The 17,289-nt window shown below is 65.1% G+C and carries 13 protein-coding genes; all 13 read right to left on the bottom strand.

Annotation, left to right across the window (positions count from 1 at the left end):
• Nucleotides 1-42: 42 nt before the first annotated feature.
• The 13 genes from gatB to atpG all read right to left on the bottom strand — a co-directional run bounded on the left by gatB (nt 43) and on the right by atpG (nt 17,288).
• Complete coding sequence (gene gatB / locus F8D48_RS02545; RefSeq protein ID WP_151429839.1) at nt 43-1,623, bottom strand: Asp-tRNA(Asn)/Glu-tRNA(Gln) amidotransferase subunit GatB; 1,581 nt, start codon at nt 1,621-1,623, stop codon at nt 43-45.
• Nucleotides 1,624-3,117 (bottom strand): Asp-tRNA(Asn)/Glu-tRNA(Gln) amidotransferase subunit GatA, encoded by a 1,494-nt coding sequence (gene gatA, locus F8D48_RS02540; RefSeq protein ID WP_151429838.1) that lies wholly within the window; start codon nt 3,115-3,117, stop codon nt 1,624-1,626. It lies immediately after the preceding gene.
• Complete coding sequence (gene gatC / locus F8D48_RS02535; protein WP_028027217.1) at nt 3,117-3,428, bottom strand: Asp-tRNA(Asn)/Glu-tRNA(Gln) amidotransferase subunit GatC; 312 nt, start codon at nt 3,426-3,428, stop codon at nt 3,117-3,119. The genes gatA and gatC overlap by 1 nt, the downstream gene beginning before the upstream one ends.
• Nucleotides 3,429-3,799: 371 nt before the next feature.
• Nucleotides 3,800-4,525, bottom strand: coding sequence for an ATP-dependent sacrificial sulfur transferase LarE (gene larE / locus F8D48_RS02530; protein WP_240806187.1), 726 nt, complete (start codon nt 4,523-4,525; stop codon nt 3,800-3,802).
• 93 nt (nt 4,526-4,618) lie between these two features.
• Nucleotides 4,619-5,710: a TIGR02452 family protein gene (locus F8D48_RS02525; protein ID WP_240806186.1), complete on the bottom strand. Its 1,092-nt coding sequence runs from the start codon at nt 5,708-5,710 to the stop codon at nt 4,619-4,621.
• A gap of 52 nt (nt 5,711-5,762) precedes the next feature.
• A complete protein-coding gene (gene ychF, locus F8D48_RS02520) occupies nt 5,763-6,836 on the bottom strand; it encodes a redox-regulated ATPase YchF (protein WP_151429837.1) in 1,074 nt (357 codons plus the stop codon).
• Nucleotides 6,837-6,945: 109 nt separating this feature from the next.
• Complete coding sequence (locus F8D48_RS02515) at nt 6,946-8,328, bottom strand: sodium-dependent transporter (protein WP_151429836.1); 1,383 nt, start codon at nt 8,326-8,328, stop codon at nt 6,946-6,948.
• 220 nt (nt 8,329-8,548) lie between these two features.
• Nucleotides 8,549-9,670, bottom strand: coding sequence for an aldo/keto reductase (locus F8D48_RS02510; protein ID WP_151429835.1), 1,122 nt, complete (start codon nt 9,668-9,670; stop codon nt 8,549-8,551).
• A gap of 59 nt (nt 9,671-9,729) precedes the next feature.
• Nucleotides 9,730-10,554: a tRNA pseudouridine(38-40) synthase TruA gene (truA, locus tag F8D48_RS02505; RefSeq protein ID WP_151429834.1), complete on the bottom strand. Its 825-nt coding sequence runs from the start codon at nt 10,552-10,554 to the stop codon at nt 9,730-9,732.
• A complete protein-coding gene (gene dnaE / locus F8D48_RS02500; RefSeq protein WP_151429833.1) occupies nt 10,547-14,053 on the bottom strand; it encodes a DNA polymerase III subunit alpha in 3,507 nt (1,168 codons plus the stop codon). Before dnaE ends, truA begins: the two co-directional genes overlap by 8 nt.
• A 422-nt stretch (nt 14,054-14,475) precedes the next feature.
• Entirely contained in the window at nt 14,476-14,913 is a 438-nt protein-coding gene (locus F8D48_RS02495; protein WP_151429832.1) for a F0F1 ATP synthase subunit delta/epsilon, read from the bottom strand.
• On the bottom strand, nt 14,913-16,358 hold the full coding sequence (gene atpD / locus F8D48_RS02490; RefSeq protein ID WP_151429831.1) for a F0F1 ATP synthase subunit beta: 1,446 nt from the start codon (nt 16,356-16,358) through the stop codon (nt 14,913-14,915). Before atpD ends, F8D48_RS02495 begins: the two co-directional genes overlap by 1 nt.
• Nucleotides 16,359-17,288, bottom strand: a complete 930-nt coding sequence (atpG, locus tag F8D48_RS02485; RefSeq protein ID WP_151429830.1) for an ATP synthase F1 subunit gamma — start codon at nt 17,286-17,288, stop codon at nt 16,359-16,361.
• Nucleotide 17,289: the final 1 nt, after the last annotated feature.

The following is a 17,289-nucleotide window of genomic DNA, read 5'->3' as shown; positions in this document are numbered from 1 at the left end:
CGGCCCTCCGCAGCGCAAGGCAAAATTGACGACTTCGCTTCCCTACCTCAGCTTCTTCGCCAGAAGCTCGTTGATGATCTTGGGGTTGCCCTGGCCGCGCATGGCCTTCATGCACTGGCCCACGAAAAACCCGATGAGCTTGTCGTTGCCGTCGCGGTAGCGGGCCACCTCGTCGGGATTGGCGGCGATCACCTCGTCCACCACCGCTTCGATGGCGCCGGTATCGGACACCTGCTTCATACCGCGGGCCTCCACAATGGCCTCGGGGTCGGCGTCCTCGTCCATGATGGCGGCGAACACCTCCTTGGCCTGCTTGGAGGAGATGACATCGGCGACCGTCAGCTTCACGAGGGCCACCGCGCGGGCGGCCGAGAGCGGCGTGGCGACCAGCGCCTCGCCCTCGTGGGCATTGAGCCACGCCGTCACATCGTTGATGATGAGGTTCGCAAGCGGCTTGGCGAACGCGCCGCCGTCGGCCTCGGTGGCAGCCAGCGCCATGCACTCGTCGAAGAAGTCTGCGGTAGCGCGGCGTTCCACCAGGTGGCGAGCATCGTAGGAGGTGAGCCCGAAGTCAGCGGCGTAGCGGGCCGCCTTCTGGTCGGGCAGCTCGGGCAGCTTGGCTCGCACCCCTTCGATGAACTCGTCGGTGAGATCATAGGGTGCCAAGTCGGGCTCGGGGAACAGGCGGTAGTCGTCAGCGGTCTCCTTCACGCGCATGACGATGGTGCGCTTGGCGGACGGGTCCCAGTGACGCGTCTCCTGGTAGATGACGCCCCCCTCTTCCAGCACCTCGGCCTGACGGCAGATCTCATAGGCCAAGCCGTCGTGGAGGTTCTTGAAGGAGTTCATGTTCTTCAGCTCGGTCTTGGTGCCGAAAGCAGTGGTGCCGCGACGGCGCAGGGACACGTTGCCGTCGCAGCGAAGGCTGCCCTCCTCCATGGAGCAGTCGGAGATACGTAAGGCCAGGTAAATCTGGCGCAGCTTCTGCATGAACAGGCGCGCCTCCTCGGGCGTGCGCAGGTCGGGCTCGGTCACCAACTCGATCAAGGGCGTGCCGGCGCGGTTGTAGTCTACCAGCGAGTGCGTGGCCCCGGCGATGCGGCCCTCCCCGCCGCCGAGGTGCACCATCTTGCCGGCGTCCTCCTCCATGTGGATGCGGGTGATGCCCACATGGGCCACGTACCCGTCCTCGGTGCGCGTGATGTTGCCGTCGCGCTCACCGGGCGCAAGCGCGTCCAGGCGGTAGCGCTCGGCGGCCCCGCGGCCGTCCACATCCAGATCCAAGTGACCGCGCATGCAGAAGGCGATGGGGCCCTGGGTGGTTTGGAAGTTCTTCGCCATATCAGGGTACATGTAGTTCTTGCGGTAGAACATCGAGTGCTTCTCGATATCGCAGTTGGTGGCCAAACCCGCCAGTACGATGGACTCGATGGCCGCGCGGTTGGGCACGGGAAGCGCCCCGGGCAGCCCCAGGCACACCGGGCAGGTGTGGGTGTTGGGGGCCGCGCCGAACTCCAGCTTGCAGCCGCAGAACATCTTCGTCTCCAGAGTGGTCAGCTCGGCGTGGATCTCCAGGCCGATGACGGCCTCCCAGGTCTCGAATACCTCTTCCAGCGTCTTCATTTACGCACCCACCTTTCCGTCGGCGTAGTCGGGGGCCACCGGCGCCGGACCGTAAACGGTCTCCAGGGCCGCTGCGGCGCGGAGCATGTTCGCGTCCTTGAAGGGCGGCGCGATGAGCTGCACGCCCACGGGCAGGCCCGTGTCGGCGCCCAGGCCCACGGGCACGGACATGCCGCCGTTGCCGGCGATGTTGATGGAGATGGTGAACATGTCGCCCAAATACATCTCGGTGGGATCGCCGATCTCGCCGAGCTTGAAGGCCGTGCGCGGGGCCACCGGCGCGAGGATGCAGTCCACCGACTCGTAGGCGACGGCAAAGTCGCGGGTGATGAGGGTGCGCACCTGCTGGGCCGGGTAGTAGTACGTATCGTACACGCCGGCCGACAGAAGGTAGCTGCCGAGCATGATGCGGCGGCGCGCCTCGGGCCCGAAACCGCGGGCGCGGCTGGCCTCGTACTGGCTGCCCAGGTCCTTGTGGCCCGGATCGCAGTAGCCGTAGCGCACCGAGTCGAAGCGGGCCAGGTTGCTGAAGGCCTCGCAGGGACCCAGCACGTAGTAGGCGCTCATGGCCGCCTGGGCATGGGGCAGCTCCACTTCCACGAGCTCGGCGCCCATCTTCTCCAGGGCGAGGGCGGCCTCCTGGGTCTTGGCCCTCACCTCGGGGGCCAAGCCGGCGGCTTCCAAGAACGCGGGCACGACACCAATCTTCATGCCGCGCACCCCCTCGGCGAGGTTCGCCGTGAAGTCCACGTCGCTCGGCTGGCTCGTGCAGTCCAACGCGTCGCGGCCGGCGATGGCGTTCAGAACGAGCGCCGCGTCTTCCACCGAGCGGGCGAAGGGGCCCACCTGGTCCAGCGAGCTGCCGAAGGCCACCACGCCGTAGCGCGAGACCACGCCGTAGGTGGGCTTCACGGCCACCAGGCCGCAGAAGGAGCCGGGCTGGCGGATGGAGCCGCCGGTATCGGAGCCGAGAGACACGGGTACGAGGCCCGCCGCTACAGCCGCGGCGCTGCCACCCGAGGAGCCGCCGGGCACGCGCTCGGTATCCCACGGGTTACGCGTGGGCCCGAAGGCGGAGGTCTCGGTGGAGCCGCCGAAGGCGAACTCGTCCATGTTCAGCTTGCCGATGGGCAGCGCCCCGGCCCGCAAGGTGCGCTCCACACAGGTGGCGGTGTAGGGCGACACGTAGTCGCGCAGCATGTTCGAGGCACAGGTGGTGTGAGTGTCCGTCAGGTTCAGGTTGTCCTTGTAGCCCACAGGCACGCCGGCCAGAGGGCCCATCTCAGCCAGGCGCCCCTCGGCGATGGCCCCGTCGATGCGGGCAGCGGCATCCAGGGCCAGCGCCTCGGTAGTCTCCAGGAAGGAATGCACTACCCCGTCGGCGGCCTCGATGCGCTCGAAGGTACCGCGGGCCACTTCAGCAGCGGAGAACTCCTTGGCGGCGAGCCCCGCCTGGAGCTCGCCGATGGACATGCTTCCGAACGGCGTTGCCATTAGCGGTCACCCCCCTCACCCAGAATGGACGGGATGAGGAAGCTGCCGCTCTCCTGCTTCGGGGCGTTCTCCAAGGCCACGGCCTGGGTGAAACTGCCACGCACCGCGTCGTCGCGCATGACGTTCGACAGATCGCCGATGGGATGGAACGTGGGCTCCACGCCATCCAAGTCGAACTCGGTGATGGGCGCGAGGCTGTCGATGATGGCGTTCAGGTCGGCCGTCATGGCGACGACCTCCTCCGCCGTAAGACCGATGCGGGTGTACTCGGCAATGCCCCGCACATCAGCCTCGGAAAGATGCTGCGTCATGGCTGAGCGCTCCTTCTCGATTTCCGTAAGTTAACTGCCCTATGATAGCAAAAAGCGTGACTGCAAAACGCGCCGCCCCAGCGAGTGCGAAGATTTAGCAATTGAGCAGGGCAGTTTTTGCGTCAAATCTAGAGTTATGAGCGTCTCGCTTCCCCACACCGCACGGCAGTTTGGAAGGCAGTCGGCAAAACGCCCGATCAGAGCATTGCAGAAAACGATAAACCCTTCGAACGCGGGACGAGCGAACCCCCGAGACGCTCATAACTCGAAATTCGATGCATTTTCCGACCCCTTCGTCGACCGAGACTCCTAGGCGCAAAGCCGCTCCCCTCAAGCTACGGCCTTCACAGAGGGAAGGCGCCCCAAGCGCCCTACAGCCCCCGGGCCCGAGCAGCCTCGGCCAGGGACGCCTCGGTAATGGGCTCCCCCTCGGACACGTACACCGCCAGGCACGGAAAGCTCGGCTTGGCGGACATGAGGGCGCCCGCCTCCAAGCCGAACGACCTCTCCAAGTGCGCGAGTACCGCGCGCACGTTGGCCTTGGTCATGCCCGCGCGGCGCAAGGGCGACACTACCCCGGCCTCAGCGAGCGCCTTGAAGCCGGGGCGACGCGCAGGGTCATCGGAGGCATTGGTGCCGTCGACGATGACCGTGAAGCCGTCGGCGGCAGCCGCCTCGCGCACCTTCTGGAAGATGAAGCGCTTGCAGCGGTAGCAGCGATCGGGCGGGTTCTCGCAGATTTCGGCCTGCGCGAGCACGTCGGCCTCCATCACCGTGAGCGGCACGCCCAGAGCCTCGGCCACACGCCGGGCGTCATCCAGTTCGAAGTCCGGTTGGAAGGCAGTCTTCACCAGGTAGGCACGCAATTCGCAGCCAGCGAGCTTCGCCGCCGCCAGCAGAAGCGACGAATCGCAGCCGCCGGAGAAGGCCACGGCCAGCCTCGGCTCCCGAAGCAAGTACATCTCCAACGGCTCGCCGAACAGATGCTGGCCGGGCCCCACATCCTCGGTGTCCTCGGCGATATGCGCCTCGTAATCGGCAGCCGTGCGGCTGTCCTCCAGCGAGCCAGCCTTCCTCACATCCATGGGGACACCCACCGCAATCTCTCCTTCCATGCACGCGGGCGGCCCGAAGGCCGCCCGCCCGGCCTGCCCGGCCCACAACCGCCGCAGGCAATCATTCGATTTCGTTTAGCGCAGCGTGATGCCCTCGGGCAGCTCGACGGCACGCCAGTCGTCGTCGGCTTCCTCGTCGCGCTCGACGACCTCCTCGACCGCCGCCGGTTTCTCCTCCTCGACGCTGCCGAAAGCGGCACGGAAGGCATCCACGTGCATGCGGGGCACGGCGAACACCACCCGGAGCACCGCGCCGGGATGCTCGCCGATCCACGCGCGAATCAACTCGATCACCTGCGCAGACGGGTATCCGTTACGCCCGCAGCCGAAGGCGCCCATGATGAGCGTCTGCACGTTGTTGGCCGCGGCAATGCGGAAGATGGTCTCGATGCGATCGGCAAGCGCCTTGTCGCACTCGCGCTCGGAACGGTGGTTATCCAGTGCGTAGGCGCGAATGGGCTCGGCGATGACCAGCACGTCGGCGCGGCGCGTGTCCCCCTCGCGGGAGAACAGCACCTCGGGCACGTACAGGGCACGGTCGGTGAACAGCGAGCCCCGACGGTAATCGCGGTTCTTGTCGTAGAAGTCACGCTTGTGGGCACAAAGCACCGGGTACAGGTTGCTCTCGGAACACAGGATCTGCTCGGGGCCGAAGGCACCGTCCTCGTAGGCGCCGCCGGGACGCGTGAAGGCGCCAGGATCCACGATCATCGTCTTGCCCTCGCCGTCGCGGTACAGCGCCTCGGGAGCGAACGACGTCACCACCTTCGTCACCGTCTCGGTCGCCGCCGGCACAGCAGCTGGGCCATTATCGGCAGGCACATCCGCCGCTTCCGCAGCGGCCGCCTCGGCCATCTCCTCAGCCGCGACGGCCTCTTCGCGCGCTTCCTCGTTGCCCACCTGGGCACCGTCGGCGTCGGCCTCGGCCATCGCCGCGGCCTCCTTCGCTGCGGCGGCCGCCTCGGCACCCCACAGCAACCTGCGGCCCTCGCCCTCCTCGTAGATGCGGGCAGCTTCAATGGCCTCGTCGGTTTCCTTTCCGAAGGCCGCCTTCATCAGCCCTGTGTGCCGCACCGCCTCTCGCCGGCGCTCCTCACGCTGCGCTTCCCTATCGGGTCTCGCGCCCCTGCGCTCACGCCCGTTATCTCGATCGCTGAAACCCGCCATCCGGCACTCCTTTCCGCCAAAGCGACACAGCAGGGGGATGCCCGCCCCGCTCTTATACGTTAAATTTGAAATGCATGACGTCGCCGTCCTGGACGACGTAGTCCTTGCCCTCTTGGCGCAGCTTGCCGGCGTCGCGGCAGCCCTTCTCGCCGCCCAAGGCCACATAGTCCTCGAAGCTGGCCGTCTCGGCCTTGATGAAGCCGCGCTCGAAATCGGTGTGGATGACGCCGGCGGCCTGGGGGGCCTTCGCACCTATAGGGATGGTCCAGGCGCGGGTCTCGGTGACGCCGCTCGTGAAGTAGCTCTGCAGGCCCAAGAGCGCATAGGCCTCGCGGATGAGGCGGGCCAGGCCGCTCTCGGCAAGCCCCAGGGCCTCCATGTACTCCTTCGCCTCGACCGGGTCCATCTCGGCCAGCTCGGCGATATCGGCCTCCACCTTCGCGGAGATGGGCACGGGCACACAGCCGTCGATCTCGGGCAGCTCGGCATCTACCGCGTCCTCGTCGACGTTGGCGATGTAGAGCATCGGCTTCATGGTGAGCAGGTGCAACTCGTAAATGGCCGCCACCTCGTCGTCGGTCAGCCCCAACGTACGGGCGCGATGACCCTCGTTCAGGCCCTCGAGCACCTTTTTGGCGACCTCCAGCTTCGCCACGCCGGCCTTGTCGCGCTTGGCCTCCTTCTCCAGGCGCGGAATGGCCTTCTCCACCGTGGCGATGTCGGCCAAGATGAGCTCGGTCTTGATGGTGTCCACATCGCTTTGCGGGTCCACCTTGCCGGCCACGTGGGTCACGTCCGGGTCGCCGAAGAAGCGCACCACCTCGGCGATGGCGTCGGTCTCGCGGATGTTCGCGAGGAACTGGTTGCCCAGGCCCTCGCCCTGGGAGGCGCCAGCCACAAGCCCGGCGATATCCACGAACTCCACCGTGGCGGGCACGATCTTCGCCGGATGGTCGATCTCGGCCAGCGCGTCCAAGCGCTCGTCGGGTACCGGCACGATGCCGACGTTGGGCTCGATGGTGGCGAACGGGTAGTTGGCGGCCAGGCCGCCCTTGTTGGTCATCGCCGTGAACAGCGTGGACTTGCCCACATTGGGCAGCCCCACGATACCGATTGAGAGAGCCATGGAAATCCTTCGATCCGATTGGTTTCAGTGATTGACTATCCTACCGCAAAACAACGAAGAGCGCCCACGGGGGCGCCCTTCGCCATGGAAATCTAACGGGCCTGCGACGCTACATCGCAAAGAGCCCGAATTGCGCGGCCACGTAGGCCACCAGGATGATGATGACGAGCACCGGGGCGATGTACTTGATCATGATCGTCCAGGCACCGGCGGCGGTGAACTTGCTGGAGATGCGCACCTCGTCGATGATGGCCTTGGGCTTGATGATCCAGCCGACGAACACGCAGGTGAGCAATGCCACGATGGGCATGAGCACCGAGTTGGAGATGAAGTCGGCGAAGTCGAGCATGGAACTGCCGGCCCCGAGCGGCTCGATGAAGGAGGCTACGTTGTAGCCGGCATTGATGATGCCGCCGGCGATGACCACGAACGCGATCACGATGCCGAGGGCCTTCCTGCGGGAGCACTGCAGGCCGTCGTGCACGATGGAGACGAGAGTCTCCACGAGGGAGATGGCACTCGTGAGAGCGGCGAATAGCACCAGCAGGAAGAACAGAAAGCCGATGATGGTGGCCATGCCGCCCATGTCGACAAACACCGTGGGCAGCGTCACGAACATGAGGGAGGGGCCGGCCTTGGCGGCCACGGCGTCACCGGAGCCCATGGCCACGAAGGCCGCGGACACGATGAGCAGGCCGGCGATGAAGGACACGCCCAAATCGAAGCCGCCGATGCGCAGCACCGAAGAGGTGAGGCTGTCCTGCTTGCGCATGTAGGAGCCGTAGGTGATCATGATGCCCATGGCCAGCGACAGGCTGTAGAACATCTGGCCCAAAGCACCGATGACCAGCTCCGGCGAGAACTTGCTGAAGTCCGGCGTGAGGTAGTACAGCGCTCCCTCCACGGCACCGGGCATGGTGAGCGTGTAGATGGCAATGCCGATGGCCATGATGATGAGCGCCGGCATCATGAACAGGTTCGCCTTCTCGATACCGCCCTTCACGCCCAGGCCTACGACCACGAACACGATGGCCATGAACAGGAGCATCCAGATGTAGCTCTCCGCGCTCGAGGTGATGAAGCCGGTGAAGAAGTCGCCGCCGTCAGCGAGGGCGGCCGGCCCGTTCACCAGGTAGGCGGCCGTGTACTTCGTCACCCAGCCGCCGATGATGCAGTAGTACGGCGTGATGATGAAGGGAACCGCCGAGGCCAGAATGCCGATGAAGGCGTACTTCTTGCCGAAGCTCTTGAAGGCGCCGATGGCGGACTGGCCGGTCTTGCGGCCCAAGGCCGTCTCCAACAGCAGCAGCGACACACCGAAGGTGAACACGAGCACCAGGTACGTGATAAGGAAGGTGCCGCCGCCGTACTTCGCCGCCAGATAGGGGAAGCGCCACATGTTCCCCAGACCCACCGCCGAGGCGGCCGCGGCCAGAATAAAGGCCCACTTCCCCGACCAGGAAGCGCGCTGCTTCTTCATTTCTCCTGCCATGGTTGTCCTTTCCCATTTCCAGGCACTCCCCTGTGCCTTTCCCAACAAGCGGAACGGGCGGCTGCATCGCGCTCGCGGTGCAGCCGCCCGTCGAAACCGTGTGATTATAGCGTGAAACCGCTGAGAGACGCCCGCTTTTCCGGGGAAAGGGGCGGCTCGCCGGGGGCGAGGGTGCGGGATACTCCGATTCACTCAGTCGGCGGCTCCGACCCCCGGGCCCTTACTCGAAGAGCTCTGCGGCGCGCTCCAGCTCGCCCACGATGGCGATGTGCTGGGGGCACACGCTCTCGCAGGAGCCGCACTGGATGCATGCGCTCGCCTTGCCGGCGCCGGTGTTCCAGTTGTAGTTCTCCTGGGCGCGGTAGGCGTCGCCCATCTGGTCGTAGATGTTGAGCGACTGCATGATGGTGTTGATGTGCACCCCTTCCGGACAGCCCTTCATGCAGTAGCGGCAGTCGGTGCAGGGGACGCCGGGCAGGGCTGCCAGAGCCGCGCGGGCCTCGTCGATCACCCCGCGCTCTTCGGCCGTAAGCGGCACGCCGTCCCTCATAATGGCCACGTTCTCGGCCACCATCTCCGGCGTGTTCATGCCCGAGAGCACCGCAATCACGTTCGGTAGCGAGCCGGCGAAGCGCAGGGCCCAGGACGCGAGCGGGGCGCCCGGCTCGGCCGCGCGGAGAATATCGGCCACGGGATCGGGCAGCTTCACGAGGGTGCCGCCCTTCACCGGCTCCATGATGACCACGGGCAGGCCGCGCTCTCGGCACACTTCGAAGCAGCGGCGCGACTGGATGATGTCGCTCTCCCAATCCACGTAGTTCACCTGGATCTGCACGAAGTCCACCTCGGGGTGCGCATCCAGCACCTTCTCCAGTTCCTCGGCGTTGTCGTGGATGGAGAAGCCGAACCGTTTGATCTTCCCCTCGGCCTTCTTCTCGGCGCAGAACTCCCACAGGCCGTACTCCTCGAAGCCGGCCGTGAGGGACTCGCCCAGATTGTGCAGCAGGTAGTAGTCGAAGTAATCCACGCCGCACTCCGCCAGGGAGGTGTCGAACATGGAGCGGGCCTCCTCGGCGTTCTTGGCAAGCCAGGCCGGCAGCTTCGTGGCGATGGTGAACGATTCGCGCGGGTAGCGCTCCACAAGGGCCTTGCGAAGGGCCCATTCAGACTTGCAGCCGTGGTAGCCGCGGGCGGAATCGAAGTAGGTGAACCCCGCGTCCATGAAGATATCCACGAGCTCGCAAACTTTGTCGATGTCGATGGACGCGGGATCGTCCGCATCCCTGAGCGGCAGGCGCATGAACCCGAATCCGAGCGGCGCCAGCTTGTCGACCTTCTCCATGAAAGACCCCCTTCTTTTTATGCGCACGCGCAAAATATAAGTAAGGCCATCATAGCAGGTTAGTACGCCACACTCCAGAAGACGAGGCCCTTTGCCGGAGCGTTCTCGCCAGCGGCTTGGCGGCTCCGGGCGGCGAGCACCTCGGCCACCCAGCCGGGGTCGCGCTGGCCGCGGCCCACCATGGCGAGCGTCCCCACGATGGTGCGCACCATGGAGTGGAGGAAGGCATTGCCCCGCACGGTGATGACCCGGTGCGGCTCGCCTAAGATCTCCTCGGCGGCGATAGAGATCTCGCTCACATTCCGGCACGTGGGCTTGCCCACGGCCGAGGCGGCCATGCAGAAACTCTTGAAGTCGTGCTCGCCGATAAGGTACGCCGCCCCGCGCTCCATGGCGGCGATATCCAGGTTCGGCCCCACGTACCAGGCAGTGCGCTCGGTGAACACCGGCGGGGTGTCGCCCGTGGCGAGGAAGTACCGGTACTCGCGCCACCGGGCATCGAAGCGAGCCGAGAAGCCGCGGGGCCGCTCATCCACCGAGCGCACCACGATGCCCTCGCCGGTAAGCGCATTCAGCGACCGGCGCAGGTTGTGCAGGCTGCGACCGCGCAGCTCGTCGCTGTCCACCTCGAAGGAGACCACCTGGCCCCGGGCGTGCACCCCCGCATCGGTGCGGCCGGCGCACACCACGTCCACCGGGCGGCGGAACAGCAGGGCCAGGGCCTCTTCCAGCTCCCCCTGCACCGTGCGCTGCCCTGGCTGCTTCGCGAACCCCGCGAAGGGAGCCCCATCGTAGGCCACCGTGCACGACAGCGTCTGCTCCCGCTCGCATTCAGCAGCCCGCTCTTCCAAGGTGGGACGATGTATCTCCGCGATCCTACGCAATCAAGGCCTCCGGGCCGAACAGGTCGCGTATCTCGGCCTTCATGATGGGCGAGCGGGCGTCTACCGAGACCGGCAGCTCGGCGCGGAACTTGCGGCCGTCGGCCTGCTCCACAAGCAGTACCACCCCGTCACGGCCGGGGAACTGGCGCAGAATGCGGCTCAGATTGGCCGAGCGGCTCTGGTCGAAGGAGCGCGAGGGCACCTGCAGCTGCAGGTGGCTCGGCCGCGCATCTTCCTCGCGCAGCTCAAGGGCCTCCAGCTCGAAGGCCATGATCTGGCTGCCGCGGTCGTTTACCTCGAATTTGCCCTTCACCTTCACGATGGCGTCGTCACGAATGGCCTCAGCGTTCTCATCGTACTTGAAGCAGATGCATTCCACATGGCCGGTGGTGTCCTCCAGGGTGAACGTGGCCATCTTCGTCTGACGTTTGGTCAGCTTCACCACCACATTGGACACCATGCCCACGAAGATGGCGTTGCGGATCTCGGCGGTGCGCTCGGCCAGATCGCCCAGGGAGAACTTCGTCATGCGGGACAGCGCTCCCTCGTAGGGCGCCAAGGGATGCTCGGACACGTAGATGCCCATGATCTCCTTCTCGTAGGCGAGCTTCGTGCGCTTGTCCCACTCCACGCCGTCCGGCTCGGGCACGTCCTCCTGGAAGCCCGAATCGGCATCGTCGGCGAATAAGTCGAACATGGACACCTGGCCCCGGTCGCGGTCCTTCTGGCGCTTCGCCGCGCCCTCGAGCATCGGCGTCTCCTCGATGAAGTGCATCATCTGCTTGCGCGTGTAACCGGTGGAGTCGAAGGCGCCGCCCTTCACGAGGGCTTCCAGGGTCTTGCGGTTGTAGGCCTTCGCGTCCACGCGGTTCACGAAATCGTGCAGCGACGAGAACGGGCCATTCTCCTCGCGCTCCTCGATGATGGCGTCGGCCACGTTCTTGCCCACGCCGCGCACGCCTACCAGGCCGAAGCGGATACCCTCGGCTACCGGCGTGAACTCCGCGCGGGACGAGTTGATGTCCGGCGGCAGCACCGGCGTGCCGTTGTGGTTGCAGCTGGCGATGTAGCGGATGAGCCGGTCGGTGTTGCCCATGTAGCTGGTGAGCACAGCGGCCATGAAGTCGTTCGGATAGTGCGCCTTCAGGTAGGCCGTGCGCATCACGAGGATGGCGTAGGCGGCCGAGTGCGACTTGTTGAAGGCGTACTTGGCGAACTTCTCGGCATCTTCCCAGATCTTCTCGGCGATCTCCAGGGCATAGCCGTTCTCCACAGCACCAGAATTCCAGTCGGCCTGGAGTTGGCGCATGACATCGAGCTTCTTCTTGCCCATGGCCTTGCGCAGCTTGTCGGCCTTGCCGGCAGAGAAGCCCGACATGGCCATGGACACCTGCATGATCTGCTCTTGGTAGACCATGGTGCCGAAGGTCTCCTCCAAGATGGGCCGCAGGCGCTCGTCGTAGTAGTGGGCCGGGGTCTTGCCGCTGGCCACCTTGATGTAGTCCTCCACCATGCCGGACTCCAGCGGGCCCGGGCGGTTCAGGGCGATAGAGGCCACAACGTCAGAGAAGCGCGTGGGGGGCAGGCGCTTGAACAGGCTCACGTACAAGCTGCCCTCCACCTGGAACAGGCCGTCCATGTTGCCCGACTGCATGAGCTTGAAGGCGAGCGGATCGTCGGTGGGAATCTCCTCGGGAATGATCTTCTCGCCGGTGCGCTCCAGGATGTTCTTGCAGGCAATGGACAGCACGTCCAAGGTGCGCAGACCCAGGAAGTCCATCTTCAACAGGCCCAAGTCGGGCGTGTAATGGCCGTCGTACTGGGTGATGATGCCGCCGCCCTTGGTGTCGCGCTTCATGGGCACGTGATCGCTCATAGGGTCGCGGCAGATGATGGTGGCGCAGGCATGCACGCCCTCGCCGCGCACGTGGCCCTCGATGGAGCGGGCCGCGTCGATGATGGTCTTAACGTCCTCGTCGGTGTCGTAGGCCTTCTTCAGGTCGGGATTGGTGTCCAGGGCCTTGTCGATGGTGATGCCCAGCTCGTCGCCGATCATCTTGCAGATGCGGTCGCCCAAGCCGTAGGCCGCCTTGCGGGCCATGTCGGCATCGAGCCCCTGGCCCAGCTTCAGCGTGCCCGACAGAACGCGGGCCGTGTCGCGCACGGCATTTTTCGCCTGCAAGGTGCCGAAGGTGATGACCTGGGACACGTGGTCCTCGCCGTAGACCTCCTTGATGTGGTTGATGACCTCTTCGCGGCGGCCCTGCTCGAAGTCGACGTCGATATCGGGCATCTCCACGCGCTCGGGCGAGAGAAAACGCTCGAACAGCAGGCCGTTGGTCAGCGGGTCCAAATCGGTGATGCCCATGGCATAGGCCACGATGGCGCCGGCAGCCGAGCCGCGACCCGGACCCACGCCGATGCCCTGGGAGCGGGCCCACTCGATGTACTCCTGCACGATGAGGAAGTAGGCCGGGAAGCCCTGTTGGATGATGATGCCCATCTCGTAGTCGGCGCGCTCCTGGGCATCAGCGGGCACCGGCGTGCCGTAGCGCTTCTCCAGCCCCTCCTGCACGCGCGTGCGGAACCACGACTCCTCGGTCTCTCCCTCGGGGAGGGGGAAGCGCGGCAGGATGGAGTCGCGCTCAAGCACCACGTTGCACTTCTCGGCCACTTCCACCGTGTTGTCGCAGGCTTCGGGAAAATCGGCCAGAGCCTCGCGCATCTCGGCCTCGGTCTTCATGTAGAACTGATCGTTCTCGAACTTCATGCGCTTCTCTTCGTTCACCATGGCTCCGGTGCCGATGCACAGCATGATGTCCTGGGCGCGAGCGTCCTCCTTCAGCAGGTAGTGGAAGTCGTTGGTGGCGATGGTCTTTAAGCCCGCCTCCTTGGCCACGGCCGTCAGCTGGTGGTTCAACTCGGTCTGGGTGAAGCCGGCGTCGGTGCGCACGCCCTGGTTCTGCAGCTCGATGTAGAAGTCGCCCTCATCAAAGCAGCTGGCGAACTTCTTCGCCCACTCCACGGCGTCCTCGAAGCGGCGGTCGTCCAAAAGCTTCGGGATGATGCCGCCAATGCAGGCCGAGGTGCCGATGATGCCGCGACCGTACTTCTGCAGCATGGAGAAGGTGGTACGGGGCTTGTAGTAGAAGTTGTCCACATGAGACTCGCTGACCAGCTTCAGCAGATTGTGGTAGCCCTCGTTGGTCTTGGCCAACAGCAGCAGGTGATACAGCTTCGGCTTCACATCCTTGCGCAGCGACTCGTCGGCGGTGAAATACACCTCGCAGCCAAAGATGGGCTTCACGCGAACGCCGGTCTCCTTTTCCACGGCATCGCAGGCGTCGGAGAGCTCCACCACGCCGGACATGACGCCGTGGTCGGAGATGGCCACAGCCGGCATGCCCAGCTCTGCGGCGCGGCGCACCATGTCCTTCACGTGGGTCAGGCCATCGAGCAGCGAGTACTCGGTATGGTTGTGCAGGTGTACGAATGCCATAGGGTGTCAGCCCCTTCGATAAGGTCGGCGGCGCACGGGTTCAGTTATGGTGTGGTTATGCGCGCTGTGTCTGAAATGCTGGGCCGTAGGGGCATCGCGGCCGCAGACGTTATCCGCCGTGCCGCTCCCCTTCCGGTCGCTCTCAAGTTCCTTTATTGCTCGGGTGCCATGATACCAGCCCACCGCCCTCTCCCGCGCGAACAAACCATGAGATTTGCGTGGATTGCCAAGAGACGGCGACTGACCGCCCGCACTGCGATCACCTTTGCCTATCACAGCGCCCTCGCTATTCCTTCTCTCTTCCCGCCTGCGACCCCTCCACAACGAGAGAGGGCGCCCCAGATGGGGCGCCCTCTCAAAACAGGCTCAAATGCTGCGGGCTGCTTCAGGGCTCCGCACGACCTTGCGGGTCGCGGGCCTCCCTAGGCGGCGGCTCCGCTCACGTGCTTCAGCTGCGCCTCGCACCACTCCAGCTTCTTCTGGTTGGTGACGAGGGTGGCCTGATCCTGCGCATCGTCGACCTTCTCCAGCTCGGCGATGATCGCGCGGCACTCATCGGCCTCGGCCTTCACGGCTTCAGCGTCGATGTCCTCCACGGCACATCCGAACCGGGCGAGCACCGTCACCTTGTCGTCGAGAACCGACGTCGCGCCGCCCATGACCAGGAACTCCTTCTTCTCCTGCTCGTTCTCGCCGATGGTCAGCGTCACCAGACCGCCCTCGCGGTTGAGCGAGACGGACAGCTCGTGACCGGGCAGAACGCCGAAGTAGCCGTCGCACCCGGGGATGCTGGCGTAGGAGATCTCACCCTGGTACAGAGCGCGATCGGGAAGGGCCACCGTGCAGCGCATAACGGCCATTAGTTGCCGTCCTTCTGCATGGCGTCAAAAGCCTCGTAGACCTGCTCGATGGCGCCCTTGTTCACGAAGCACTGCTCCGGGATGTGGTCGCACTTGCCGTCGAGGATCTCCTTGAAGGAGCGCACCGTGTCCTCCACCTTCACGTACACGCCGGGCAGGCCCGTGAAGACCTCGGCCACGTGGAAGGGCTGGCCCAGGAACTTCTGCACCTTACGGGCGCGGTTCACGGTCAGCTTCTGGTCCTCGGACAGCTCGTCCATACCCAGGATGGCGATGATGTCCTGCAGGTCCTTGTACTGCTGCAGGATCTGCTGCACGCCCATGGCCACGTCGTAGTGCTCCTGGCCGACGATCTCGGGATCCAGCGCGCGAGAGGTGGACTCCAGCGGGTCCACGGCCGGGTAGATGCCCAGCTCGGCGATGGAGCGGGACAGAACGGTCTTCGCGTCCAGGTGGGTGAACGTGGTGGCCGGGGCCGGGTCGGTCAGGTCGTCGGCGGGCACGTACACGGCCTGCACCGAGGTGATGGAGCCGGTCTGCGTGGAGCAGATGCGCTCCTGCAAGTCACCCATCTCGGTGGCCAGCGTGGGCTGGTAACCCACGGCGGAGGGCATGCGTCCCAACAGAGCGGACACCTCGGAACCGGCCTGGGTGAAGCGGAAGATGTTGTCGATGAACAACAGCACGTCCTGACCCTGATCGCGGAAGTACTCCGCCTCGGTCAGGCCCGCCAGACCCACGCGCAGACGGGCTCCCGGGGGCTCGTTCATCTGGCCGTAGACCAGGCAGGTCTTCTCGATAACGCCGGAATCGGTCATCTCGAGGTAGAGGTCGGTACCCTCGCGGGTACGCTCGCCCACGCCGGTGAACACGGAGGTGCCGCCGTGCTCCTGGGCCAGGTTGTTGATGAGCTCCTGGATGCACACGGTCTTGCCCACGCCGGCGCCGCCGAACAGACCGGTCTTGCCGCCCTTGACGTAGGGCTCGATCAGATCGACGACCTTAATGCCGGTCTCGAAGGTCTCGGTGGTGGTCACCAGGGTGTCGAACGGGGGCGCGGGATGGTGAATCGGGCGCCACTCCACGTCCTCGGGCATGGGCTTGCCGTCCACGGGCTCGCCCAGCACGTTCCAGATGCGGCCGAGGGTCGCCTTGCCCACAGGCATCATGATGGGGGCGCCAGTGTCCTGGGCCTCCAGGCCGCGCACCATGCCGTCGGTGGACGTCATGGCGACGGTGCGGACGATGTCGCCGGGGAGGTGCGTCTGCACCTCGAGCACGGTGGAAACCTCGCCCGAAGGGGTCGTTGCCTTCACGGTCAGGGCGTTGTAGATGGCCGGCATGGCGTCTGCCGGGAACTCCACATCCACAACGGCGCCGACGATACGCACGATGCGTCCGATAGCGCCTCCCTTGGCCGCTTCAGTAGAAGTAGTTTCAGCCATTTAATCCTCCAAAGCTGCGGCACCGCCCACGATCTCGGTGATCTCCGTGGTAATGGCGCCCTGGCGCACGGTGTTGTACACGCGCTCCAGGGTGGAGACCATCTCGTTCGCGTTGTCGGTGGCCGACTTCATCGCGTTGCGGCGGGCACCTTGTTCGCCCGCTGCGGAATCGAGCATCGCGTAGTAAAACGCGTTGTTCAGGTAGGCGTTCATCATGTAGGACATGACCGACTCCGTGCTCGGCTCGAAGTCGATGTCGCCCGGGATGGCGGAATCGTCCCGCTCGCGGAAGGACTTGAACACGTCCTCCTCCTTGGCCTTCAGACCCAGAAGATCCGCGTAGGACTCCTCCTTCACCGGCAGCACCTGCTGCTCCACCAAGGACTGCTCGGCGGCGTTCTTCGCGTGGTTGTACACGATGAACACCTCGTCGAGCTTGCCCTCGGCATAGGCCTGCATCACGTAGCTGGACAGCTCGGCGGCCTGGGCGAACTCAGGATCGGCCGAGTATCCCGCGAAGGAGAACACCGGCTCGATGCCGCGGTAGGTGAAGTACCCGATGGCCTTTTTGCCACAGGCAGCCACCTCCACCTCGGCGCCCTCGCGCTGCTTTTCCTTCGTGAGCTTCTCCACATAGCGAAGCACGTTGGTGTTGAAGCCGCCGGCAAGACCGCGGTCGGAGGTGACGGCTACGATGAGCACCCGCTTCACCTCGTCGTGGACCTGCAGCAGCGGCTCCGTATCCAGATGAGCGTACTTTGCCGTGCTGATGAGCATGTCTGAGATGGCGACCGCCCAAGGGAGCGCGTTGTCCACGCGCTCGGAAGCGCGGCGAATCTTGGCAGCGGCGACCATTTCCATGGTGCGCGTGATCTGCTTCGTCGAGGTGACGGATTTGATTCGCCGTTCGATGTCGTGTAGGTTGGGCATG

The organism is Adlercreutzia muris (genome assembly GCF_008831045.1).
Classification (GTDB): Bacteria; Actinomycetota; Coriobacteriia; order Coriobacteriales; family Eggerthellaceae; genus Adlercreutzia; species Adlercreutzia muris.
Note: the sequence above shows the minus strand (reverse complement) of the source record. Positions and strands in the feature narration are given on the sequence as shown.